Genomic DNA, 19328 nt, shown 5'->3' with positions numbered 1-19328 from the left:
TCCACCCTTCTCAGTTCACCCTGCGGTCACGGCCGCGCCAGTGCCGGTCGCGCAGCTCGCGGCGCAGGATCTTTCCGCTGGGATTGCGCGGCACCCGGTCGACGAACTCGAATCGGCTGGGGATCTTGAAACTGGCGATCCTGTCCCGCAGGAACTCCAGCATGTCCCGCGGCCCCGCCTGAGCGCCGGGACGCAGCGCGACGAAGGCGTGCACCGCCTCGCCGAAGCGGTCGTCGGGCACGCCCACGACCGCCGCGTCGGCGACGGCGGGATGCTTGACCAGGACGTTCTCGATCTCCGCGGGATAGATGTTCTCCCCGGTGACGATGATGAGGTCCTTGATCCGGTCCTGGATGAACAGGTAGCCGTCCGCGTCGAGATAGCCCGCGTCCCCGGTGTGGATCCACCCGTCGACCAGCGTCTCGGCCGTGGCCTCCGGCCGCCGCCAGTACTCCAGCATGTTCGCGGGACTGTTCAGGCAGACCTCACCGACCGTTCCCGTGGGAACCGGGGCCCCGCCGGAGTCGATGATCTTGAGCTGGACGCCGGGGTAGGGGCGGCCGGCGGCGCGCATCCGCGGGTTGCCCGGGACGTGATCGGCCGGCGGGAGGCAGACCGCGGTGTTGCCGGTCTCGGTGAGGCCGTAGATCTGGGCCATCTCGCAGCCGAAGACCTCCAGACACTCGGCCAGCAGCGTCTCGGAGATCGGGGAGCCGCCATAAACGATCTTGCGTAGCGCGCGGAAGGCGTCCGGGCCGCCGGCCGGCTCTCCCAGGAGCAGCCGGAGCATGGACGGGACCATGCACGCGGTGGTGACGCCCAGATCCCGGATGAGACCGACCGCGCGCCTGCTGTCGAAGCGCGGCATGGCCACGTTGGTGACACCGGCGCTGAACCCCTGCATCGCCCACCAGATCCCGCCGACGTGAAAGCCGGGGATCCCGATCAGGCTCACGTCCCCGGGGCGCCAGTCGATCCAGTCCAGCCCCTCCTCGGCCAGCGCGTCCCGGATCTTGAAAAGACTGCGCTGCGCCAGCACGACACCCTTGGGCAGTCCTGTCGTGCCGCTCGTGTAGAGCTGCACGATCGGATCCTCGGAACCGGTGACGGTTTCTGGAGCGCCCTCCGGTTGCGCCGCCTTCCAGGCGCCGAAGTCCTGGACGCCGCCGAAGCCCTGCTCGGCGTCTTCGTCCCGGCCGCCGGCGGTGCCGTCCAAGACCACCACCGTGCGCAGTTGCGGAGACGCGGCCGCGACCTTGCCGGCCGTTCTCAGCAGGGCGCGGTCGACGAACAGCAGTTCGCTGCCGGAATCGCGCAGAATGTGCTCGACTTCGACCGGGGTCAGCCGCCAGTTGATGGGAACCAGGACGGTTCCGCTCAACGCGCACCCGAAGAACGCCTCGTAATAGTGGACGGACTCCTGCCCCAGATAGGCGACGCGTGCGCGGGTCCCCAGCCCCTCGGCGCGGAGGCCATGGGCGATCCGGCAGGCTTCTCGATATAGCCGGGCATAGCTGAACCGCCGGCCCGCGCATACGATCGCCGGATGATCGGGGATGCGCCCGGCATGAAATTCGATGGCGTTCGTCACTGTCCGCAATTGCGGGAAGTACACGGAATCTCCCTTCGACCCGCCCGAAGGCTCCAGACCGCCGCGGGTCTCGAAGCCTTCGGGCGGCAGCGCCGGTCCGGGCGTCAGGACTCGATCACCGAGACCTTGACCTGACCCGTGCAGCGGCCGTTGTTCTCATCCCAGTAGTGGAAGGACGTGTCCATGGAGATCAATTTCTCGTCTCCCCCGGCTGCCCGCCCGGGCGGCCGGAATCTTCGGACGCGGCCGAGCGAGAACTCGCCGAAGAAATGCCGCGGATCGATGGGCCGCTGGAAGGCGCTCTGCAGCCGCACGATCAGGACCGCGCCGAGCCGACGCTTCCAGTAGTCCGGCAGTGTCCAGCCGCCGAACTCCGGGACCAGCCCCTCCTTGATGCACTTGGCGATGACGTAGTAGAGCATCTGGTTGTAGCAGATGTTGACCTCTACCGCGTTGAGGTGGCCGGTGTCATCGATATAGCAGGATTCGGGGATCCGCAGCTCCGCGATTGCCGACAGCCGGCCGTCGCGCACCCGGGTGGTGATCGAGGTGACGTATCGGCAATGCGGTTTGTAGCAGCGAAGTGCCTCGGTCAAGATGACGTGATCACAGTCGTGGTCGACGTCTCCGCCGTATATCGAATGGGTCAGTGTCGTCATTCTGTACGCCCCCGCTTCGTCGCGGCTCCAGGTACGGGCCGCGGGGAACCGCCCTGCTCAGTCGTCATAGACGGTCACGCGATGGGAAACGGCGGGTTCCGGGGTGGCGGTGTGCAGCGCACGATGCACGAGGCTCTGGTTGTCCCAGATCAGCATGTCTCCCTTGTCGAAGGTCTGCAGATGGATGTTGTCGTGTTCGAAGGTCAGGTCGAGCTGCCCGGTGGCCGCGAAAAGATCCTGAAGCAGGTCGGGGCGCGCCGCGCCATCGCCGTTCTCGACGGCATAGGTGAAGCCTTCGCTGACATAGAGCACCCGCTCGCCGGTGAACCGGTGGGTGAGCACCGTCGGATGGGTCGAGGGGGGCGTCTCCTTCTCCACCTCCGCCTCGACCTCCGACAGCGGGCGGTAGACGTCCGAAGGGCGGATCTTGAAGTAGCGCCGCACGCTGTGCCGCGCCCGTGTGCCCTCGACGGCCTTCTGCAGATCGTCGCTCAGGCGTTCGTACGCCTGGGCCATGTTGATGAAGTACGTGCCGCGGTTCTTCGACGGGACGACCTGCGGGTAGATCAGCGTGATGTCGAACGGCCGCGGCATGAACTGGTAGTCGGAGTGCCAGAACTTCCCCGTCTTCGGAACACCGATCTGCTGCCCCTGCTCCTCGATGTTGGAGGAGACGAAGACTTCCCTGACCTCCGGGTGGTGATACATGGGCTGGTAATAGGGCTCGGGACGCCCGAACCGGCGGCCCAGTTCGAGAAACGCCCGGGGGCTCAGATCCTGGCCCTTCAGCAGAAGGATCTTCTCGCGGTAGACGATCTCCTTGAGCCGCGCGATGTCGTCGTCGGACGCGGTGCCGGCGGTGAACCCCCGGACCACCATGCCGAGCTTCTTTCCCTCTTGCGCTTCGATGATCAAGATCGCTCCTTCGGGCGGACGTTTGGAACGGTTCAAGTGGTGGAGGGGCGCTCCGCCGGCAGCTCCGCGAGCGCCAGATCCACCAGCACCTCGACGGTTGAGAGCAGGGCCAGTTCGTCGTCGGGGATCTGGATGCCGAGTTCGTTTTCCACGGTCGTGACGATGTCCATTACCGTCATCGAGTCCACGCCGAGCGCCTCGAAACTCGCCGCCGGCGGGATGGGGGCGGTTATCTCCGGGGCCTCCCGGCGGATCAGCTTGGTCACGATCGAAAGCACATGGTTCTTGTCCACGTCGGTCCCCTCCGGGGTCGGCGCCTGGATGTGACAGGTCTCAGAAGGACGTCGGGCCTTCGGACGGGGGATCGGTCTTCGGCCACGTCAGCGCGCACGATCCCCACGTTGCACCGCCACCGAATGCCGTGAGCAGGACCTTGTCGCCTTCTCGCAGCCGACCGGACGAGACCGCGTGCGCCAGGGCGAGAGGGATCGAGGCGGCGGCGGTGTTGCCCACCTGATCGACGTTGACGCAGACGCGGTCGTCCGGAATCCCCAACTCGCCCGCCACGGCTTGCAGGATGCGGACGTTGGCCTGATGGCCGACGAACAGATCCACGTCATCAGCCGTCCAGCCGGCCCGGCGCAGTGCGGTCCTTGAGGAGCCGGTCATCCGGCGGACCGCGTGCCGGTAGACGGCCCTGCCCTGCATGGAGAACCAGGCATCGTCGTATGCGCTGCTCCGAGCGTCGTCGGCGCCGTGCGCCATGGCGCGCGGCGGGCGCCGGGAGCCGCCCGCCGGCACCATGATGAGGTCGGCGAGAGCACCGTCGCTGCCCAGATCGAATGCGTGTACCGCCCCCGGCTCATCGGGCCCACCGGAGCGCAGCACCACCGCGCCGGCTCCGTCTCCGAAGATCGTGACGGTGTCGCGATCATGGGGATTGAGCAGTGTGGTGAAGGAGTCCGCGCCTATCAGCAGCAGATCGTCGGCCACTCCCGCCGCGATGAGGCCGGCGGCGGTGGCCATGCCGTAGACGAAGCCGGAACAGACGGCGTTGACATCGTATGCGGGCGTGCCGCTCATCCCGAGCCGCTCGGCGACCATGGGAGCGGTTCCCGGGCAGGGGTGATCGGGCGTGGTCGTGGCGAGGACGACCGCGTCCACGGTCCGCACGCCCGCCGCCTTGAGCGCTGCGGCTCCCGCGCGTTCGGCGAGATCGGAGGTGGCCGTTCCCCGGTCCACGACATGCCGCTTGACGATGCCCGTCCGAGTCCGGATCCACTCGTCCGAGGTATCGAAACGGACGGTCAGGTCCGCGTTCGTGACCACGGACGGCGGAATATAGGCGCCCACCCCGCACAACACCGCCGCCCGTTCGCGGCTTCGTTTCCCCGGTTGGAAGGTTCCCGGATCACGCGAATCTTGCTCGATCGCCCCCGCACTGGCCACAAACCCACCCCCGAAACTGGCCTTGGATGAATCGTATTGATTGGCAATGAGATGCCACGAAGGTGATCAAAACAGGAGCAGTAAGACGGTGTCAAGGCACCTCAACGGCTTGTCTCGCAACGAGGAATTGCATGCCGACCGGAATCTGATGGGTGCCTGCTGGGAACGTCCTTCGGCAGGATTCCCGCGGGTCGGGAACTAGGCGTGACCTGCGGCCGACCCTCTTTATATGCATCTGGTCAGCGCAGCGAACCCTCAGGCGATCGAGCTCTTCACCGGATTGTCCGGCGATGAGTTCTCCGAGCTCATGGCCGACTTGGAACACGGCGCCGGCGAGGAGGTCGCCGATGGCCTGCCGGGCCGGCAGTGGTCTCTGCCGCTGGCGGACCGCGTACTGCTGGTCGCCTGCTATTACCGGACGGACGCGACCGTCCGGCGACTTGCCTCGCTGTTCGCCGTGACCCATTCGGCCGCGGCCCGGATCCTGGCCCGGCTGAGCCCGCTGCTGGCGTTGCAGCCGCTCCCTCAGCGGCGTCTGCAGACCGAGAGAGTGTTGATCACGAGCGGGGGGCTGGCGCTCGTCACCGGCGGCGTCTCGGACGGCGAGGGGCGGGACAGCGCGCCTGGGGCGGTCCGCGTGCGCGTGGACGTCGGCACCCGGCTGGTCCTGCGGGTTCCGCTGCCCCAGAGATGACACGCGAGGCTCGGCGTTCCGGGACTGGTCACCGTGTTACGAGACTGGCCGCGGCGTCGTCACCCCGTCACCGCCGCGATCAGTGGTCGTGAGGGGCGTCTTCCCCGGGGAGCGGGCCGTCCGGTGAGCTGGAGGCGGCCTGCTCCGCGGGGATGGTGAACTCCGCGGTGCGGTTCACATCGCGGTGCCGGAACTCCAGGTAGACCCGATAAGCCCCGGGGCTGGGGGGCGCGATGCGAAAGCGGAGGTCCGGGCCCGTGCCGCCCCGGTCCTCGCCGAGCGCCTGTCCGCGCCGCGTGCGCAACAGGGCGAGGTCGCCCGCGCGCAGCACCGCCAGCCCTCCGCGATGGCGCTGCAGGCCGGTGACGGGGCGGCCGTGTTCGGAGATCGAGAACGTGAGCGTCCGCGCCCGTCCGGCGGCCATTGATCCGGTCAACCGGACTTCGTAGCCGGCCACGCGAGCGACCGGTTCGGGTCGCGGCAACGGGTGGGCCCGGGCGGTTCCCGGTGCGAAGACGTCGGTCCCGAGGGTCAGCGGCCGCGCGGCCGCCTCGGGCCTGGCGTGGACGAGGAACCGGTAGGTCCCGGCCTCGGCCAGGGTGAGCTTGGCGGACCACTGCCCTCCGCCGGCGTAGGCCGGATACAGGTGCTGGAAGCCGGTCAGGTCCCGGCGCAGCACGAGGAGGTGGAGCCGCGCCCCGTCCACCGGGCTGTAGCGGGACACCGGCCGGCCGTCCGGTCCGATCATCGCGAACCGGAAATCGGTCCGCTCGCCCGGGGTGATCTCGGACATCGTCCGGGCGAGGGTGTAGCCGTCTTCCGAGATCTGCAGACCCGAGGGGATCGAGGGTGCCGAACCCGCCGGCGCCGGGTCCCCGTCGTAGGTGCCCGCGACCCGGCCGATCGGTCCGACCGTGCGGCCGGTCCAGAAGGACGAGGTGAAGACGGCCGTCAAGACCAGTACGAAAGCGCCGACCTTAATCGCTGCGCTCGGCTTTGCCGCCGAGAACACGCGGATACGTTCACTCATAGGTTCGTCTTCTCAGAAGATATGGGACGGCACCGCCTGGTGCGGGGCTCTCGCTATCTCTTGCCCGGGCCCTGCTCACACGAGAACGAATGATACCCACAGCACTCACACAGATCTCGGCAACCTTGGTATGGCCCGGGTCGGACGCCTGTTCCCGCGGAAACGCACGAATCACAAGCGCGCGTGCGACGGTATCTTCGATTTCGTCATTCGGAAGGCTGGATCGCGGTCGCGGCGTGATCAACGGCCGGTATCGCCGGAGGGTCTTCGGTGACCACCATTTAGGCTTACCTCGTGATCGGTCCGGATGCGGTGATGCTGCAATGCGCGCGAGGCGGTTTCCTCGCGGCCGCATGCACGGCGCTCGCGCTCGCCGGTCACGCGCTGGGCGGGGGCGGGGCGCCCGCTCACCTGCCACCGCTCTGGGCCGTGGTACTGACAGGCGCCGTCGTGGGCGGCCTGAGCATCGCGTTGGCGAACCGGATGCTCTCGTTCTGGAAGATCCTCATCGTGCTCGGCTGGGCGCAGGCGGCCTTCCATCTCTCCTTCACGATGACGGCCTCCGGCACGGCTCACCACATGGGCGCGGCCCCCGCGCCCGCGGCCGCGCCGAGTCTCGGCCCGGCGATGCTGCTCGCCCACGCGTTGGCGGCGGTCGCGGCGGCCGTGCTCCTGGCGGGTGCCGAGCGGGCCCTGTGGTGGCTGCTCGGCGCGATCTTCGCGATCGCGTTCGGCTGGCCGCTCCTGCGGACCGGTTCGGCCCATCGGCCGCCGTGGGCTCCCGTGGTGGCCGACGCCGTCACGCCCCGGTCGGGCAGCGTGCTGGCCCGCGCCGTACGGCGCCGCGGGCCTCCGGTGGTGCGACCGCACGCCGCCGCCTGATCCCACCGTGAGCCGGTGGGCGGGCCCGGTGTGCCTTCGCGCACTCCTTGACCACCACCGGAAACAGGGAAGTCTCCCATGTTCGATCGCGAGTTCATGCTGCCCACGGTCAGCGCCGCCGTCTTCGCTCTGGCGGCCACAGGGTGCGGCACCACCGCCGCCGGGCCGGCACGAGTCGAAGCCGACGCCACGCCCGGCAAGACGTCGTATCCGCTCACCTTGGACAACTGCGGCCAGAAGGTGGCCTTCACCAGGCCCCCGCGGCGGGTGCTCATCCTCAACGGAACCTCGGTCGGTGAGGTCGAAAGCTTCATCATGCTCGGCCTGCAGCGGCACATCCTCGCCAACGCGCAGTCGTACGGGGTGTCCGACGACCCCGCGATGGCGTCGGCCATCAAGGCGCTCCCCACCGGGGGCCTGAAACCGAACCGGAACTTCGAGGTGCCCGCCGAGCAGGTGCTGGCCGCCAAGCCCGACCTGGTGGTCTCGCACTGGTCGGGCGGGTTCGACGCCAGGAAGGGACTGGCCACGCGCGAGCAGTTGGCCGCGGCCGGGATCAATACGCTGGTCAACCCGGTGAACTGCGCCTATGGGAAACCGGAGGCCACGCCCGGGGAGAAGCGCGCCTACGAGAAGAAGTCGATCGAGTCGTCGTTCGAGTTCCTGCGGCTGCTCGGCCGGATCTTCGACGTCCAGCACAGGGCCGCGCAGGTCACCACCGATCTGCGGCGCCGCCTTGACGCGGTGCGGGCGCGCACGGCGGGACGGCCCCCGAAGAGGGTGCTGATCGCCTATCCCGGCATGTCCGCGATGAACGCGAACGGCCTGCCCGCGGTCTGGACCGGGCGGGTCGCCGACCAGGTCGTCCGCGCGGCCGGCGGTGTCAACGCGTTCGAGGGCCGATCCCCGGACGCGGTCAACACGATCAACAAGGAGCAGCTCGCGGCCGCCCAGGTGGACGTGCTGGTGGTGGGCGTGTTCCAGCCGAACGAGGACCCGGCGGCCGCGGCTCGCGGGCTGTTCGCCGGCTACCCGCAATGGCGGGCGTCCAAGACCCGGACCTACGCCACGGTGGCCGAGGGAGTCTTCCTCGGGCCGCTGAACGCCGTCGCCGCCGAGAAGCTCGCCAGGGTGGTGCAGCCGGATGCCTGACCGTCACACCCTGCGAAGGCCCGGCCCGCACATGGTGTCCGGCACGATGACCTGGTTCCTCGTCGCGGGCCTCGTCGTGGCCCTGATCGCGGTCTCGATGGCGGCGATCTCGATCGGTTCGGTGAACCTGCCGGTCGGGTCGGTCTGGAACGTGGTCGGCGCGCGGCTCACCGGCTCCGCTTCCGGCGACCCGCTGCGCGAGCAGGTCGTGTGGGACATCCGTACACCGCGCGTGCTGGTGGCGGCGGTGGTCGGCGCCGGGCTGAGCGTGGCGGGCGTGACCCTCCAGGCGCTGGTGCGCAATCCGCTCGCCGACCCGTACATCCTCGGCATCTCCTCGGGGGCCTCCCTTGGCGCCGTGCTCACCGTGGCGTTCGGAGCGACCGCCTTGGGGGGCCTCGGCGTGACGGGCGCGGCGTTCCTGACGGCGGTGCTGAGCGTGCTGCTGGTGTACGTGCTCGCGCAGCGCGGCGGCCGGCTGCTGGACTCGCGGCTGGTCCTGGCCGGGGTCGCCGTCGGCTATCTGGCCTCGGCCGCCACCAGCTACATCCAGCTCCGGGTGAGTCCGACCGAACTGCACGGGCTGATGTTCTGGCTGATGGGCAGCATCGCAGGCGCCACATGGTCGGACGTGGGCGTCCCGGCCGCCGTCATCGCGGTCTGCACGGCGTTCCTGCTGCTGCAGGGCCGGAACATGAACGCCCTGATGGCCGGCGACGACGCGGCGGCCGGGCTCGGCACCTCGGTGCGGGCACTGCGGATCGCGCTGCTGGTGGTCGGATCGCTGCTCACCGCGACGGCGGTGAGCGTGGTCGGCGGGATCGGGTTCGTCGGGCTGATGGTGCCGCACGCGACGCGGTTCCTCGTCGGCGGCGACCATCGGCGGGTGCTGCCGGTGGCGATGCTGCTCGGGGCGGTGTTCCTGGTCGCCGTGGACATCGCCACCCGCACCGTGGACCGGCCGAACGAGCTGCCGGTGGGCATCTTCACCACCGCCCTCGGCGTGCCGTTCTTCCTGTGGCTGCTGCGGCGGCGTGCGACGGGAGGCTCCTGATGCGGCTGGACATCGCGGGCCTGACGGCCAAGATCGACGCCAAGCCCATCATCTCCGACGTGGACCTGACCGCCGAACCCGGCCAGTTCGTCGGGCTCGTCGGCCCCAACGGGAGCGGTAAGTCGACGCTGCTCCGTACCGTCTACAGGGCACTGCGGCCGTCCACGGGGGTGGTGTCCCTGGACGGGCGGGACCTGTGGCGGATGCCCGCCAAGCAGGCCGCCCGGCACCGTGCCGTCCTGACCCAGCACGGCGACCTGGGCGCCGAGTTCTCGGTCGGCGAGGTCGTGGCGATGGGCCGCGCCCCGCACAAGGGCCTGTTCGACCGCGATGACGCCGCCGACCGCGCCGTCATCGACGAATCCCTCAAACGCGTGGACATGCTCTGGGCGGCCGACCGGCTCTTCTCCACGCTGTCAGGCGGCGAACGCCAGCGTGTCCTGGTGGCCCGCGCGCTCGCCCAGGAAGCGCCGCTTCTGGTGCTGGACGAGCCGACCAACCACCTGGACGTGCGGACGCAGCTCGGGCTGCTCGACCTGATCCGGTCACTCGGTCTGACCCTTCTGGCGGCGCTGCACGACCTGGACCACGCGGTCGCCTACTGTGACCACCTGGTCGTGCTGCAGGCCGGACGGGTCAGGGCCGCGGGCGCGCCGCTGGAGGTGCTCACCCCCGAGTTCGTCGGCGAAGTCTTCGGCGTCCGCGCGCACATCGGTGACCACCCGATCACCGGGCGGCCCCACATCGCCGTGGCCTCATTTGAGTCACCAAGGCCATAGGAGAGCGTCCCGGCGTCATGTCACCCTGACCAGGGATGCGCCCGGGAGACCGCGGTCAGGCCGACCGCTCGGCCGCGCGGATGGTACCGACCAGCTGGGCGCGGGCTCGGGCCACGCGGGAGCGGACCGTTCCGATCGGGCATTGCAGGGCGTCGGCGGTCTCGGCGTAGGACAGCCCCAAGACCTGGGTGAGTACGAAGGGAGCGCGCCGTTCCCACGGAACCTCCGCCAGGAGGGCGGTCAACGCGACGCCCTCCTCCCAGCCGGGAGGCACTCCGGGCTGACGTAGTTCTACGGTCCGCTGCCAGTTGTCGAGGTCGGTGATCGCCGGCCGGCGGGCGGCCGACCGGTGCTGGTCGATGACGACCCGCCGGGCGATGGACAGCAGCCAGGTGCGGGCAGAGGAGCGCCCGGCGAACGCGGGCAGGCTGCGCAGCACGCGCACGAAGGTCTCCTGGGTGAGGTCCTCCGCCCGGTGGGCGCCGTCCAGAAAGGAGATGAAGCGCTGTACGTGGGCGTAGACGGCTCGGGTGAACGCTTCCACGTCCGCGGGCGCCCCTTGGCGCGCGGCCAGGGCGAGCCGGGTGAGCTGCTGGTCGTCGATGACGGACTTCATGCTGTTCGTTCCTTTGCGGGATCGGCACGGCCGGATGCCGGGGCCGGGAAGGAGGCCCCGCGAACCGGCCGGGAACGGCGGGGATCACCGGCGGGACCGCCCGGTGCGCAAGTGGCGTGCGGCCCGCCACTGGCGTCACCTGCGCGCCCGGCTCCATCCGCACCCCGGGCTCGCCTGGACCCTCTGCTGCAGATCTGCGGGTATCGCCCGATCTCATCGGCACGGAAGGACCGCCCCATGAGGGCGCCGCCACGGCGGCGGGCAGGCAAGGGAAATATCAACGGCTCCAGGAAAAGGGACACGGCGGACGGCCGGGTGGCGAGGCCGGCCGGTGGCGTGATGCATCCTCATCGGGGCATCGGAGCGCCCTGACCATCGAAGAGATCGAGATACCGGCCATGATCGAGCGCCGTACAGGTACCCGTGCCTTCACGGGCACGGCGTGCGCGCTCCAAGAGAATCGGGCCGTGGTCAGACCGAGACGAGGGTGCCGGTCACCGCTGGAGGCCCCCGGCGCACCATGACGTGCTGCAGCACCTGGGCGGGAAGAGGGTGGCGCGCCCAGAGGACCGGCCTGGGCCGCGCGGGGCCGTGCGCGGCGGCGGGCCGCAGCCAGACCAGCGATCGCAGCGCCCAGGAGGCCACGCAGGAGACGAAGGCGCACAGCGCCGCTTCACCGCGTTCGAGCCACCATGAGGTGACCAGCACCGCGACCGCATGCATCAGCAACATGCTGAAACCCGGCGAACCATCCGCTTCGGCGGGCATGCCGTGCGCGGCCATCTCACCCGGGAGAGCGCCATGCGCTGCCACGGTGTCCGGGGCTGTGCTCATCCCATGCATGACGCAGCATCGGGACAGCACAAGGTGCAGGACCACCTGGCAAGAAGCGACGGCGGGCAGAATCGTGACGATCGAGTGCTCACGGTGGGTCAGCGCCAGCGCCGGGACGAACATCATGACGAAACAGGCGACCAGAATGAGCGGTTCCACCGTCCCGCCCGCGGCCAGGTGGCCGCCGGCTGCGAGCCCGGTGCAGGTCGTGGCGAACATCGCCGCGCGGACCGGGCGCACCACCGACCACAGCTCCATGACGTGTGGATCCTTCCACAGGCCCGATCAGCGGCGTCACTCCTGCACTGCGGCTGATCGATGTCTTCGTCCATGCGATGTCGACGCAGCGAGTCTATTCGGTGAGCCCAGGCCGCTCCAGCGCGCTCGGGTCGCGTCCCATCCGGTCCCGCTCGGATCCGCCCGCCCCGTCCGCCCCCTGGCGGTGCCTCGTATCGGCTATCGGGTCTGGTAGGCGGCCAAGGCCCGCAGGGCGTAGCCGTTGGCCATGGCGTCGCACCAGTACGTCAGCCCGTTGTAGTAGTAGCCGACCTGGCCGCCGTTCCACAGCCCGTCCTCACGCTGGTGACCGGCCAGCCAGCGTGCGGCCGCCGCGGCCGGTTCGCCGGTGATCCCCGCCGAGACCAGTCCGAGCAGTGCCCAGGCCGTCTCCTCCGCCGACGACGCGGCCCCGTGCCCGTTGCCCCATCCGCCGTCGGGCGACTGGTGATCGAGCAGCCAGCGGGCGCAGCCCAGGGCGACCGGATGGTCGTTCAGCCCCATTTCCCCAAGGGCTTCCAGCACGTGAGCCGTGCCCGCCACCGTGTCACGGAACCAGACGCAGGACAGCGAGCCGTCCGGCCGTTGCCGCCGCCCCAGCCAGCGCACCGCCCGGTCCAGCCGGTGCTCCCGCCCGCCGACGGCGTCCAGGGCCAGCATGGCGTGCGCCGTCAGCGCCGAGCGGGTGCGTCGAACATGGTCCGGCCGTTGCGGATGAAGCAGCCCCAGGAGCCGTTGCCGTTCCGCATCGCGTGCAGCCAGGACACGCCGTCGCGGAGATGCGGATCGTCCGCGGGGACGCCGAACCGGGCCAGTGTGGCCACGGCCAGCGAGGTGTCGTCGACGTCCGGCCAGGACGAGGGCATCGCCCAGCCCCAGCCGCCCGCGGGGCAGCCCGTCGCGAAGAGCGGCTCCCGGCGCTGCGATGACTTGATCCAGTCGATGGTCGGCCGCAACCGCGGGTCCCCGCCGAATCCGGCGGCGTGCAGGCCCTGGCCGGCGCCGGTGTCGAGGATCGTGCGGAGGTGGTTCCGGGGAGTTTCTTCGACCCGCTCCCGCCGGGAGGCGACGTCTACATGCTCAGCGGCGTCCTCATCGGCTGGAGCGACGACGACGCCACCGCGATCCTGCGCCGCTGTGCCGAGGCGGCGGGGCCGGCCGGCCGTGTCGTCATCGCCGAGCAGCGAGCCCCCGACGGGGCCGCCGCGGCCGACGAGGACCTGCGCATCCTGCTGCTCGTCGGCGGGCGGGCGCGCACCGTGCACCAGTTCGAGAGTGTGATCCACGCCGCCGGAATGCGCATGCTCTCCGCGAGCCGCAACCCGGACGGTGTCTGTCTTCTCGAATGCGCCCCGCACGACGACCCACAGTGAGCGTCCCCGCATGACGCCGGGTGCGGAGTGATGCGGCGTGTTGCCCGAAAGGCGACAGCGACGGCCCCGAAGGATACCGTCGCTGCTGGTTGTGGGGTGCGCCGTCAGGGACTTGAACCCCGAACCCGCGGATTAAGAGTCCGCTGCTCTGCCAATTGAGCTAACGGCGCCTGTCTGTGGGGCACCCGGCCGGGGCCGGGGTCCCTTGCGACAGGAAGAACAGTATCAGGACCTGCGGAGCAGTGCGAATCGGTTAGTCCCGGACGGGGAGGACACTCACCATGCCGCGCCAGAGGGCGATGGCGGTGGCGCGGGAGCTGACGCCGAGCTTGGCGTAGATGCGGTTGACGTGGTTCTTCACCGTCTTCTCACTGAGGAAGAGCTGGCGGGCGATCTCGCCGTTGGAGCGGCCGGTGGCGATGAGGTCCATGACCTCCGATTCGCGGGCGGACAGGCCGAGCGTGGTGCGGGACGCGTCGCGGACGCGGCGGATGAGTTCGGGGACGGTGAAGGAGCCCGGGGCGAGGTGGCCGCAGGCGCCGGCGCGCAGGGCGGTCTCGGCGGCGGCCGGGTCGTCGGAGAGGAGGAAGACGCGGGACGTGCCGCTGAGGGGGCGCGTGTGGCCGGCGGAGGCGGCGTCCAGCAGGACGATGTCGGGGCGCAGGCGCTCGGCCAGCGTGACGGCGGCCGCGGGGTCGGGGGTGTCGGCGACGACCTGGAGTTCGTCGCTGGCGTCCAGCAGGGAGATCACGTCCGCGCGGACGCGGGGATCATCGTCCACCACGAGGACGCGCAGCGGGGCCCTCTCGTCGACACTCATCCGTTGCCCTTGGCGTGTCGTTGACATTTATAGGAACGGAGCATAACCGGCCGATCTCCGAGAGTCGATGGACCGCGCCGCACATGACGAAGGCCCCGGCCGAGTGACCGGGGCCTTGCACTGGGGTGAGTGAGGGGACTTGAACCCCCGACATCTTGGACCACAACCAAGTGCTCTGCCAGCTGAGCTACACCCACCACGGCCGGAATCGCTCCCGGCTCCCAGTAGTGTAGCGGCTCCGAGCGGGTGGGTCAGCCGGAGGACACTTTGGCGGCGATGGCGCGGGCCGTGTCGGAGTCGGGTCCGGGCTGCGCCACGAAGACGGCGGCGCGGTAGTAGCGCAGTTCCTGGATGCTCTCGGTGATGTCGGCGAGGGCGCGGTGGCCGCCCTTCTTCTCCGGGCTGGCGAAGTAGACGCGCGGGTACCAGCGGCGGGCCAGCTCTTTGATGGACGAGACGTCCACCATGCGGTAGTGGAGGTGGTCGTCGAGTGCGGGCATGTCGCGGGCGAGGAACGACCGGTCGGTGGCGATGGAGTTGCCGCAGAGGGGCGCCTTCTTGGCGTCCTTCACGTGGCTCCGGACGTAGGTCAGGACGATGTCCTCGGCCTCGGCGAGGGTGATGCCGCCGGGCAGGGCCTCCAGGAGGCCGGACGTGGTGTGCATGTCCCGGACGACCTTGGACATCTGGGTCACCGTCTCGGGCGGCGGTTTGATGATGACGTCGACGCCCTCGTCGAGGATGTTGAGCTCGCTGTCGGTGACCAGTGCGGCTATCTCGATGAGCGCGTCGTTGCGCAGGTCGAGTCCTGTCATCTCGCAGTCGATCCAGACCAGCCGCTCGTTCATGGCTTCACCCTACGACCATGAACGACTGTGCGGGGCATGGAGTCCGTTCGATTTAGGAGGTCACGCGATGGGCGATATGTCCCGGGACGGGGATGCCGGGGCGCAGCAGCGGGTCGGGGGACGGGGGGCCGAACGTCTGCTGGACGGGGAGGACGCCTGCCCAGACGTCCAGGGCGTAGTCGGAGTCCTCGTCGCTGGGCGGACCCTGGCGGATCTTGACGGACGCCTCGGACAGGGGGATCGCCAGTACGGCCACTGCGGCGAGTTCCTTGCGGGTGGGTTCACGGGCCACGTCCCACTGGCCGGGGGCCAGTTGCTCGGTGATGACGCGGAGTCCGGTCAGCTTCGCGTCGGGGTCGGTCACTGCCTGGGGCGTCCCGTAGATGACCGCACTGCGGTAGTTGATGGAGTGGTGGTACACGGAGCGGGCTAGGACGATCCCGTCCAGGTGGGTCACGGTCACGCAGACCTCTTGGGACGGCCCTGCCAGGAGGCTGCTCGCACCGGTCGAGCCGTGGATGTAGAGGGTGTCGTCCAAGCGGCCGTAGCCGGTGGGTATGACGCGTGGTGTGCCGTCCAGGATGAGGCCGAGGTGGCAGATCATGCCGGCGTCGAGGATCTCGTACAGGACGGAACGGTCGGTGCTGGAGCGTTCGGCGTGCCGGCCCAGGCGCGTGCGGGTGGTCGAAGAGAGTGGGGTCATGTCCGTTTACGCTAGGAGGAAAGTGGCCTGGTCGGTATGGCCACTTGGCGCGTATAGCCGGAGACCACTTTGCCGATCGAGCTTCCTCTCGTCGTTGACCGTGATGCCAAGGAGCCGATGAGCGCCCAGCTCGTGGGCCAGTTGCGGGAGGCGATGGGGGAGGGGCGACTCGCCGCGGGCGAACGGCTTCCGTCCAGCAGGGCGCTGGCGGGTCTGCTGGGCGTCAGCCGGACGGTGGTGACGGAGGCTTACGAGCAGCTCTATGCGGAGGGCTGGCTGGAAGGACGGCACGGGTCCGGCACGTACGTAACCGAAGGTGTGGCCGCTGCACCTACGCCGAGACCGCAGAAGACGAAGACGAGACCGGCGCGAAGGGCGGCGGCCCCACATGAGATCGATCTGAGGCCGGGGCTCGCCTGGATCGGGGCCTTGGACACGCCCGCGTGGCGGAGGGCCTGGCGGCTGGCGGCGGGAATGCCTCCTCAGCAGCGCCAAGATCCTCATGGTCTCCCGGGCCTGAGAGAGGCGCTCGCCGACTACATCAGACGTAGCCGCGGCGTGAGTTGCCCTGCGGACGGCCTCCTCATCACGCGCGGGGCGACGAACGGGCTTGATCTGCTGGCCGCGACCGTGCTTCGCCCAGGTGACCGCGTAGGGGTGGAGGAACCCGGCTACGGAAGGGCACGCGCCGTTCTGAAGGGACGTGGTGCGGAGCTTGTGCCGTGCCCTGTCGACGAGCACGGCCTCATCGTCGACGGTCTTCCCGACGATCTCCGCATCGTCTACGCGACGCCGTCGCACCAGTACCCGATGGGCGGCGTCCTGCCCGTTCCGCGCCGGCAGGCCCTGCTGGCGTGGGCGAGGCGCACCGGGACGCTCATCGCCGAGGACGACTACGACGGCGAGTTCCGGTTCGATGTCGCCCCGCTGCCTGCCCTGTACGGCCTCGACCCGGAGGTCGTCGTTTATCTCGGCACGACGGCGAAGATCCTCACCATGGACATGGGCGTCGGCTGGCTGGTGGGCCGGCCCGGCCTGGTCGGCGAGGTCGCGCTGCGCCGGGAGGAGCTGAACGACCGCACGGCCGCCGTCCCGCAGGACGCGCTGCGGCTCCTCCTGGAACGAGGCGATCTCGACCGGTATGTCCGCCGGATGCGCGCCGAGTACGCCCGCCGCCGCGCCGTGGTGGTGCGGGCGCTGGACGGGCTCGCGCTGCGCGGCGAGACGGCCGGCCTCCATCTCGTGGTCGAGGTCCCGGCGTCCGACGCCCGGCGGATCTCGGCGGAGGCCGCCGAACGGGGCGTGCTCGTGGAGACCCTGGAACGCCACCATATGGGGCAGAACCGTGCGTCCGGCCTGGTGATCGGCTACGGCTCGGCCGCGACCCCCGCCCAGCTGCGCAGGGGCTGCGAGATCGTGCGGAGCCTCGGCGCCTGACGCGCTCAGCGCGACATGGCGGACTGGCCGACCGTCACGGGCTCGGAGGCGGGCCGCAACGGCACGGGCGTCGGGTCGTGTGGCGACCGGACGTCGTCGGGCGTGCGCGGGCGCGGCGGCAGCAGCCGGGCCCCGCCGGGAGCGTTCGGCGCGCGCGGCTTCGGGATGGGGGCGACGGGGGTGTCGGGCCCGGTGATGCGCCGGATGTCGATGCCGCCCGGGTCGGGGCGGTCGAGCGTCGGCACCTGGGAGACACCGTAGTGCCCGCCGCGCGCCCAGTCCCTGCGTACGCGGAGCGCGTGGTAGGACTGCGGCGACGGCAGCGGGGGGCCGGCGGGCCAGCGGCGTGCGACGTCCCACGCGTCCAGCCACTGGACGATCGCGTCGACGCCGCTGAGCAGGGAGCCGGTGAACGGCGTCCGGGCCTGGCCGATCACCATGATCTGCGCGCAGACGCGGCCCTCCCGGCCGACGCGGCCGAGCAGCCGGGCCGCGCGGGTGATCGGGACGAGCTGGACGATCTCGCCGGTGCCGGGATGCCACACCAGGTGCGCCGGCCGGTCCTCCTTGACGAGGTCGGCGGCGACGGAGCGTGCGGAGACGGTACGCGGATCGTGTTCTCCGGTACACCAGACGGCGCGGGGAGCACCTCCTTGCAACGCTCCGCCGTCCTGTCGCGCCGGCATGCGGCCGGCTCCCGGCAGCCATGCGTCTGCCACGGTGTGTCCCCCCAAATCGGGCGATCTAGTCCCGAATGGTCTAGTCCTATTCTCTTAGCCCAGCGAGACTCATAAGTCCAGCCTGCCGTCTCACGGGCCGGGATGACGGCTGCCGACACCGGACAGGTTGAGCCCCGCCCTGCGGAAGGTGTCGCCGCAGACGCATACCCGTGGTGTACGAGGATTCCACCTTGTGTCACCTTTTTCCTCTGGAAGTTTCGGCGAATCGGGCGCCCAGGTCCGGACGTCGCGATGTTCACGCAGGTCAATCGCGTCCCTGGAGACAGGGTGAAGCCTTCCTGAAAGTCGGCCGGAAGTGGCCGGGGGGAGCGTGCGCACCGGCCGGGACCGCAGGTGCACGTGCGGGGTTCACAGCCGGACCGAGCGGCGTTCTAATAGGACGTCATGACCGCTGACGCAGAACTCCCGGCCGGGGTCCCCGGTATCGACGTCCCCCGCCTCGCGGCCTGGCTGGCCCGGGAACTGCCCGGTACGGGACGGATCACCGCGGTCGACCTGATCGCGGGCGGACGTTCGAACCTGACGTACGGGATCACCCTGGACGGCGGCCGCCGCATCGTGCTCCGCAGGCCGCCGCTCGGGCACGTCCTCCCGACGGCGCACGACATGGGGCGCGAGTACCGGGTGCTGTCCGCGCTCGGCGGCGGGACGGCCGTGCCGGTGCCGGCGACGCTGGCGTTCTGCGACGACGAGGACGTCATCGGCGCCCGCTTCTACCTCATGGACTTCGTCGAGGGCCGCGTCCTGCGCACCCGCGAGGACGCCGCGGACATCACGCCCGAGCGGGCACGCGGCCTCGGCGACGCGCTTGCGGAGGCCCTCGCGGCGATCCACACCGTCGATGTGAAGGCCGTCGGGCTGGCCGACTTCGGCCGCCCGAGCGGCTACATGGAGCGTCAGCTCAAGCGCTGGGGCAAGCAGTGGAACGGCTCACAGGAGGCGATCCGCGCCACCGGGGCCACCCGTGAGCTGCCCGAGTACGACCGGCTCGGCACGCGGCTCGCCGAACGGCTGCCGGCGGACTCCCCGGCCCGGCTCGTCCACGGCGACTTCCGGCTCGACAACGCGCTCGCCCGGCTGGAGCCGCGTCCCGAGATCGCGGCCGTCGTCGACTGGGAGATGTCGACCCTGGGCGACCCGCTGTCCGATCTCGGGCTGACGCTCGTCTACTGGGCCGAGGCCACCGACGCCGAGGAACTGCCGGTCGGCGCGACGATCACCTCGGCGCCGGGCTTCTTCACCCGCCGCGAGTTCGCCGACCGGTACGCGGCGCTGAGCGGCTTCGACCTCGCCGGCCTCGACTTCTATGTCGCGTTCGCGTGTTTCAAGCTCGCGGTCATCCTGGAGGGCATCCACGCCCGCTTCCTGCAGAACGCGACGGTCGGCGAGGGGTTCGACCAGATCGGCGGCGCCGTTCCCCTCCTGCTGGACCGTGCCCACCGGACCCTGGACGCGGGCGCCTTCTCCTAGCGGCCC

The 19328-nt window shown here is 70.1% G+C and carries 22 protein-coding genes and 2 tRNA genes; 8 read left to right on the top strand and 16 right to left on the bottom strand.

The annotated features are described in order from the left end of the window. Nucleotides 1-10: 10 nt before the first annotated feature. From ACQP1N_RS25960 to ACQP1N_RS25940, 5 genes are all read right to left on the bottom strand, one after another. Nucleotides 11-1591, bottom strand: coding sequence for a long-chain-fatty-acid--CoA ligase (locus ACQP1N_RS25960; RefSeq protein ID WP_433227223.1), 1581 nt, complete (start codon nt 1589-1591; stop codon nt 11-13). Nucleotides 1592-1695: 104 nt separating this feature from the next. Then, nucleotides 1696-2187, bottom strand: coding sequence for an FcoT family thioesterase (locus tag ACQP1N_RS25955; protein WP_433227221.1), 492 nt, complete (start codon nt 2185-2187; stop codon nt 1696-1698). Nucleotides 2188-2307: 120 nt separating this feature from the next. After that, entirely contained in the window at nt 2308-3165 is an 858-nt protein-coding gene (gene scoE, locus ACQP1N_RS25950; protein WP_433227219.1) for a (3R)-3-[(carboxymethyl)amino]fatty acid oxygenase/decarboxylase, read from the bottom strand. 32 nt (nt 3166-3197) lie between these two features. Then, entirely contained in the window at nt 3198-3458 is a 261-nt protein-coding gene (locus tag ACQP1N_RS25945) for an acyl carrier protein (protein ID WP_067793674.1), read from the bottom strand. A gap of 40 nt (nt 3459-3498) precedes the next feature. After that, nucleotides 3499-4494 (bottom strand): beta-ketoacyl-ACP synthase III, encoded by a 996-nt coding sequence (locus tag ACQP1N_RS25940; RefSeq protein WP_433227217.1) that lies wholly within the window; start codon nt 4492-4494, stop codon nt 3499-3501. A 349-nt stretch (nt 4495-4843) separates the two neighbouring features. Between ACQP1N_RS25940 and ACQP1N_RS25935 the strand changes: the two genes are divergently transcribed. Then, on the top strand, nt 4844-5308 hold the full coding sequence (locus ACQP1N_RS25935; protein ID WP_433227215.1) for a transposase family protein: 465 nt from the start codon (nt 4844-4846) through the stop codon (nt 5306-5308). Between the two features lie 79 nt (nt 5309-5387). Here ACQP1N_RS25935 and ACQP1N_RS25930 read toward each other — a convergent pair whose 3' ends face one another. Further along, entirely contained in the window at nt 5388-6263 is an 876-nt protein-coding gene (locus ACQP1N_RS25930; RefSeq protein ID WP_067793671.1) for a hypothetical protein, read from the bottom strand. A gap of 369 nt (nt 6264-6632) precedes the next feature. Here ACQP1N_RS25930 and ACQP1N_RS25925 point away from each other — a divergent pair, with 369 nt between their 5' ends. The 4 genes from ACQP1N_RS25925 to ACQP1N_RS25910 all read left to right on the top strand — a co-directional run bounded on the left by ACQP1N_RS25925 (nt 6633) and on the right by ACQP1N_RS25910 (nt 10205). Further along, nucleotides 6633-7220, top strand: a complete 588-nt coding sequence (locus ACQP1N_RS25925) for a hypothetical protein (RefSeq protein WP_067793670.1) — start codon at nt 6633-6635, stop codon at nt 7218-7220. A 78-nt stretch (nt 7221-7298) separates the two neighbouring features. Next, on the top strand, nt 7299-8372 hold the full coding sequence (locus ACQP1N_RS25920; protein ID WP_433227212.1) for an ABC transporter substrate-binding protein: 1074 nt from the start codon (nt 7299-7301) through the stop codon (nt 8370-8372). Next, complete coding sequence (locus ACQP1N_RS25915) at nt 8365-9426, top strand: FecCD family ABC transporter permease (protein WP_433227210.1); 1062 nt, start codon at nt 8365-8367, stop codon at nt 9424-9426. The genes ACQP1N_RS25920 and ACQP1N_RS25915 overlap by 8 nt, the downstream gene beginning before the upstream one ends. Next, entirely contained in the window at nt 9426-10205 is a 780-nt protein-coding gene (locus ACQP1N_RS25910) for an ABC transporter ATP-binding protein (RefSeq protein ID WP_067793668.1), read from the top strand. The genes ACQP1N_RS25915 and ACQP1N_RS25910 overlap by 1 nt, the downstream gene beginning before the upstream one ends. 55 nt (nt 10206-10260) lie before the next feature. Here the strand turns inward: ACQP1N_RS25910 and ACQP1N_RS25905 are convergent, their stop codons facing one another. The 4 genes from ACQP1N_RS25905 to ACQP1N_RS25890 all read right to left on the bottom strand — a co-directional run bounded on the left by ACQP1N_RS25905 (nt 10261) and on the right by ACQP1N_RS25890 (nt 12887). Then, nucleotides 10261-10821, bottom strand: a complete 561-nt coding sequence (locus ACQP1N_RS25905; protein WP_067793667.1) for a sigma-70 family RNA polymerase sigma factor — start codon at nt 10819-10821, stop codon at nt 10261-10263. 471 nt (nt 10822-11292) lie between these two features. Next, entirely contained in the window at nt 11293-11913 is a 621-nt protein-coding gene (locus ACQP1N_RS25900; protein WP_433227207.1) for a hypothetical protein, read from the bottom strand. Between the two features lie 198 nt (nt 11914-12111). Then, nucleotides 12112-12591, bottom strand: a complete 480-nt coding sequence (locus tag ACQP1N_RS25895) for a hypothetical protein (RefSeq protein WP_433227205.1) — start codon at nt 12589-12591, stop codon at nt 12112-12114. An 11-nt stretch (nt 12592-12602) separates the two neighbouring features. Continuing rightward, on the bottom strand, nt 12603-12887 hold the full coding sequence (locus ACQP1N_RS25890) for a hypothetical protein (RefSeq protein WP_433227203.1): 285 nt from the start codon (nt 12885-12887) through the stop codon (nt 12603-12605). Between the two features lie 27 nt (nt 12888-12914). Between ACQP1N_RS25890 and ACQP1N_RS25885 the strand changes: the two genes are divergently transcribed. After that, nucleotides 12915-13304, top strand: a complete 390-nt coding sequence (locus ACQP1N_RS25885) for a methyltransferase (protein ID WP_067793664.1) — start codon at nt 12915-12917, stop codon at nt 13302-13304. Nucleotides 13305-13401: 97 nt separating this feature from the next. On the opposite strand, the gene ACQP1N_RS25880 is transcribed toward ACQP1N_RS25885, so the two are convergent. From ACQP1N_RS25880 to ACQP1N_RS25860, 5 genes are all read right to left on the bottom strand, one after another. Continuing rightward, nucleotides 13402-13474: transfer RNA gene (locus ACQP1N_RS25880), tRNA-Lys, on the bottom strand. A gap of 83 nt (nt 13475-13557) precedes the next feature. After that, nucleotides 13558-14124, bottom strand: coding sequence for a response regulator transcription factor (locus tag ACQP1N_RS25875; RefSeq protein ID WP_067793663.1), 567 nt, complete (start codon nt 14122-14124; stop codon nt 13558-13560). A 121-nt stretch (nt 14125-14245) separates the two neighbouring features. Continuing rightward, nucleotides 14246-14321: transfer RNA gene (locus tag ACQP1N_RS25870), tRNA-His, on the bottom strand. Nucleotides 14322-14375: 54 nt separating this feature from the next. Beyond that, the gene (orn, locus tag ACQP1N_RS25865; protein WP_067793662.1) at nt 14376-14972 is read right to left on the bottom strand and encodes an oligoribonuclease; all 597 of its coding nucleotides are present in this window, start codon (nt 14970-14972) and stop codon (nt 14376-14378) included. A 52-nt stretch (nt 14973-15024) separates the two neighbouring features. After that, on the bottom strand, nt 15025-15675 hold the full coding sequence (locus ACQP1N_RS25860; RefSeq protein ID WP_067793661.1) for a pyridoxamine 5'-phosphate oxidase family protein: 651 nt from the start codon (nt 15673-15675) through the stop codon (nt 15025-15027). A 117-nt stretch (nt 15676-15792) separates the two neighbouring features. Here ACQP1N_RS25860 and ACQP1N_RS25855 point away from each other — a divergent pair, with 117 nt between their 5' ends. Beyond that, nucleotides 15793-17112 carry a PLP-dependent aminotransferase family protein gene (locus ACQP1N_RS25855; RefSeq protein ID WP_433227199.1) on the top strand — a complete coding sequence of 440 codons (1320 nt, stop codon included), beginning with the start codon at nt 15793-15795 and terminating at the stop codon, nt 17110-17112. A gap of 5 nt (nt 17113-17117) precedes the next feature. On the opposite strand, the gene ACQP1N_RS25850 is transcribed toward ACQP1N_RS25855, so the two are convergent. Then, nucleotides 17118-17798: a hypothetical protein gene (locus ACQP1N_RS25850; protein ID WP_433227197.1), complete on the bottom strand. Its 681-nt coding sequence runs from the start codon at nt 17796-17798 to the stop codon at nt 17118-17120. 438 nt (nt 17799-18236) lie between these two features. Here ACQP1N_RS25850 and ACQP1N_RS25845 point away from each other — a divergent pair, with 438 nt between their 5' ends. After that, nucleotides 18237-19322 (top strand): phosphotransferase family protein, encoded by a 1086-nt coding sequence (locus ACQP1N_RS25845; protein WP_433227195.1) that lies wholly within the window; start codon nt 18237-18239, stop codon nt 19320-19322. Nucleotides 19323-19328 lie beyond the last annotated feature (6 nt).

The organism is Actinomadura formosensis (genome assembly GCF_050948385.1).
Lineage (GTDB): Bacteria > Actinomycetota > Actinomycetes > Streptosporangiales > Streptosporangiaceae > Spirillospora > Spirillospora formosensis.
Note: the sequence above shows the minus strand (reverse complement) of the source record. Positions and strands in the feature narration are given on the sequence as shown.

Bases quoted from the DNA above. Each gene is read 5' to 3' on its own strand.
- ACQP1N_RS25920 (WP_433227212.1), top strand. From the start codon at position 7,299: ATGTTCGATCGCGAGTTCATGCTGCCCACGGTCAGCGCCGCCGTCTTC.
- orn (WP_067793662.1), bottom strand. From the start codon at position 14,972: ATGAACGAGCGGCTGGTCTGGATCGACTGCGAGATGACAGGACTCGAC.
- ACQP1N_RS25910 (WP_067793668.1), top strand. From the start codon at position 9,426: ATGCGGCTGGACATCGCGGGCCTGACGGCCAAGATCGACGCCAAGCCC.
- ACQP1N_RS25850 (WP_433227197.1), bottom strand. From the start codon at position 17,798: ATGCCGGCGCGACAGGACGGCGGAGCGTTGCAAGGAGGTGCTCCCCGC.
- ACQP1N_RS25905 (WP_067793667.1), bottom strand. From the start codon at position 10,821: ATGAAGTCCGTCATCGACGACCAGCAGCTCACCCGGCTCGCCCTGGCC.
- ACQP1N_RS25845 (WP_433227195.1), top strand. From the start codon at position 18,237: ATGACCGCTGACGCAGAACTCCCGGCCGGGGTCCCCGGTATCGACGTC.
- ACQP1N_RS25855 (WP_433227199.1), top strand. From the start codon at position 15,793: ATGAGCGCCCAGCTCGTGGGCCAGTTGCGGGAGGCGATGGGGGAGGGG.
- ACQP1N_RS25895 (WP_433227205.1), bottom strand. From the start codon at position 12,591: ATGCTGGCCCTGGACGCCGTCGGCGGGCGGGAGCACCGGCTGGACCGG.
- ACQP1N_RS25915 (WP_433227210.1), top strand. From the start codon at position 8,365: ATGCCTGACCGTCACACCCTGCGAAGGCCCGGCCCGCACATGGTGTCC.
- ACQP1N_RS25935 (WP_433227215.1), top strand. From the start codon at position 4,844: ATGCATCTGGTCAGCGCAGCGAACCCTCAGGCGATCGAGCTCTTCACC.
- ACQP1N_RS25900 (WP_433227207.1), bottom strand. From the start codon at position 11,913: ATGGAGCTGTGGTCGGTGGTGCGCCCGGTCCGCGCGGCGATGTTCGCC.
- ACQP1N_RS25860 (WP_067793661.1), bottom strand. From the start codon at position 15,675: ATGACCCCACTCTCTTCGACCACCCGCACGCGCCTGGGCCGGCACGCC.
- ACQP1N_RS25875 (WP_067793663.1), bottom strand. From the start codon at position 14,124: ATGAGTGTCGACGAGAGGGCCCCGCTGCGCGTCCTCGTGGTGGACGAT.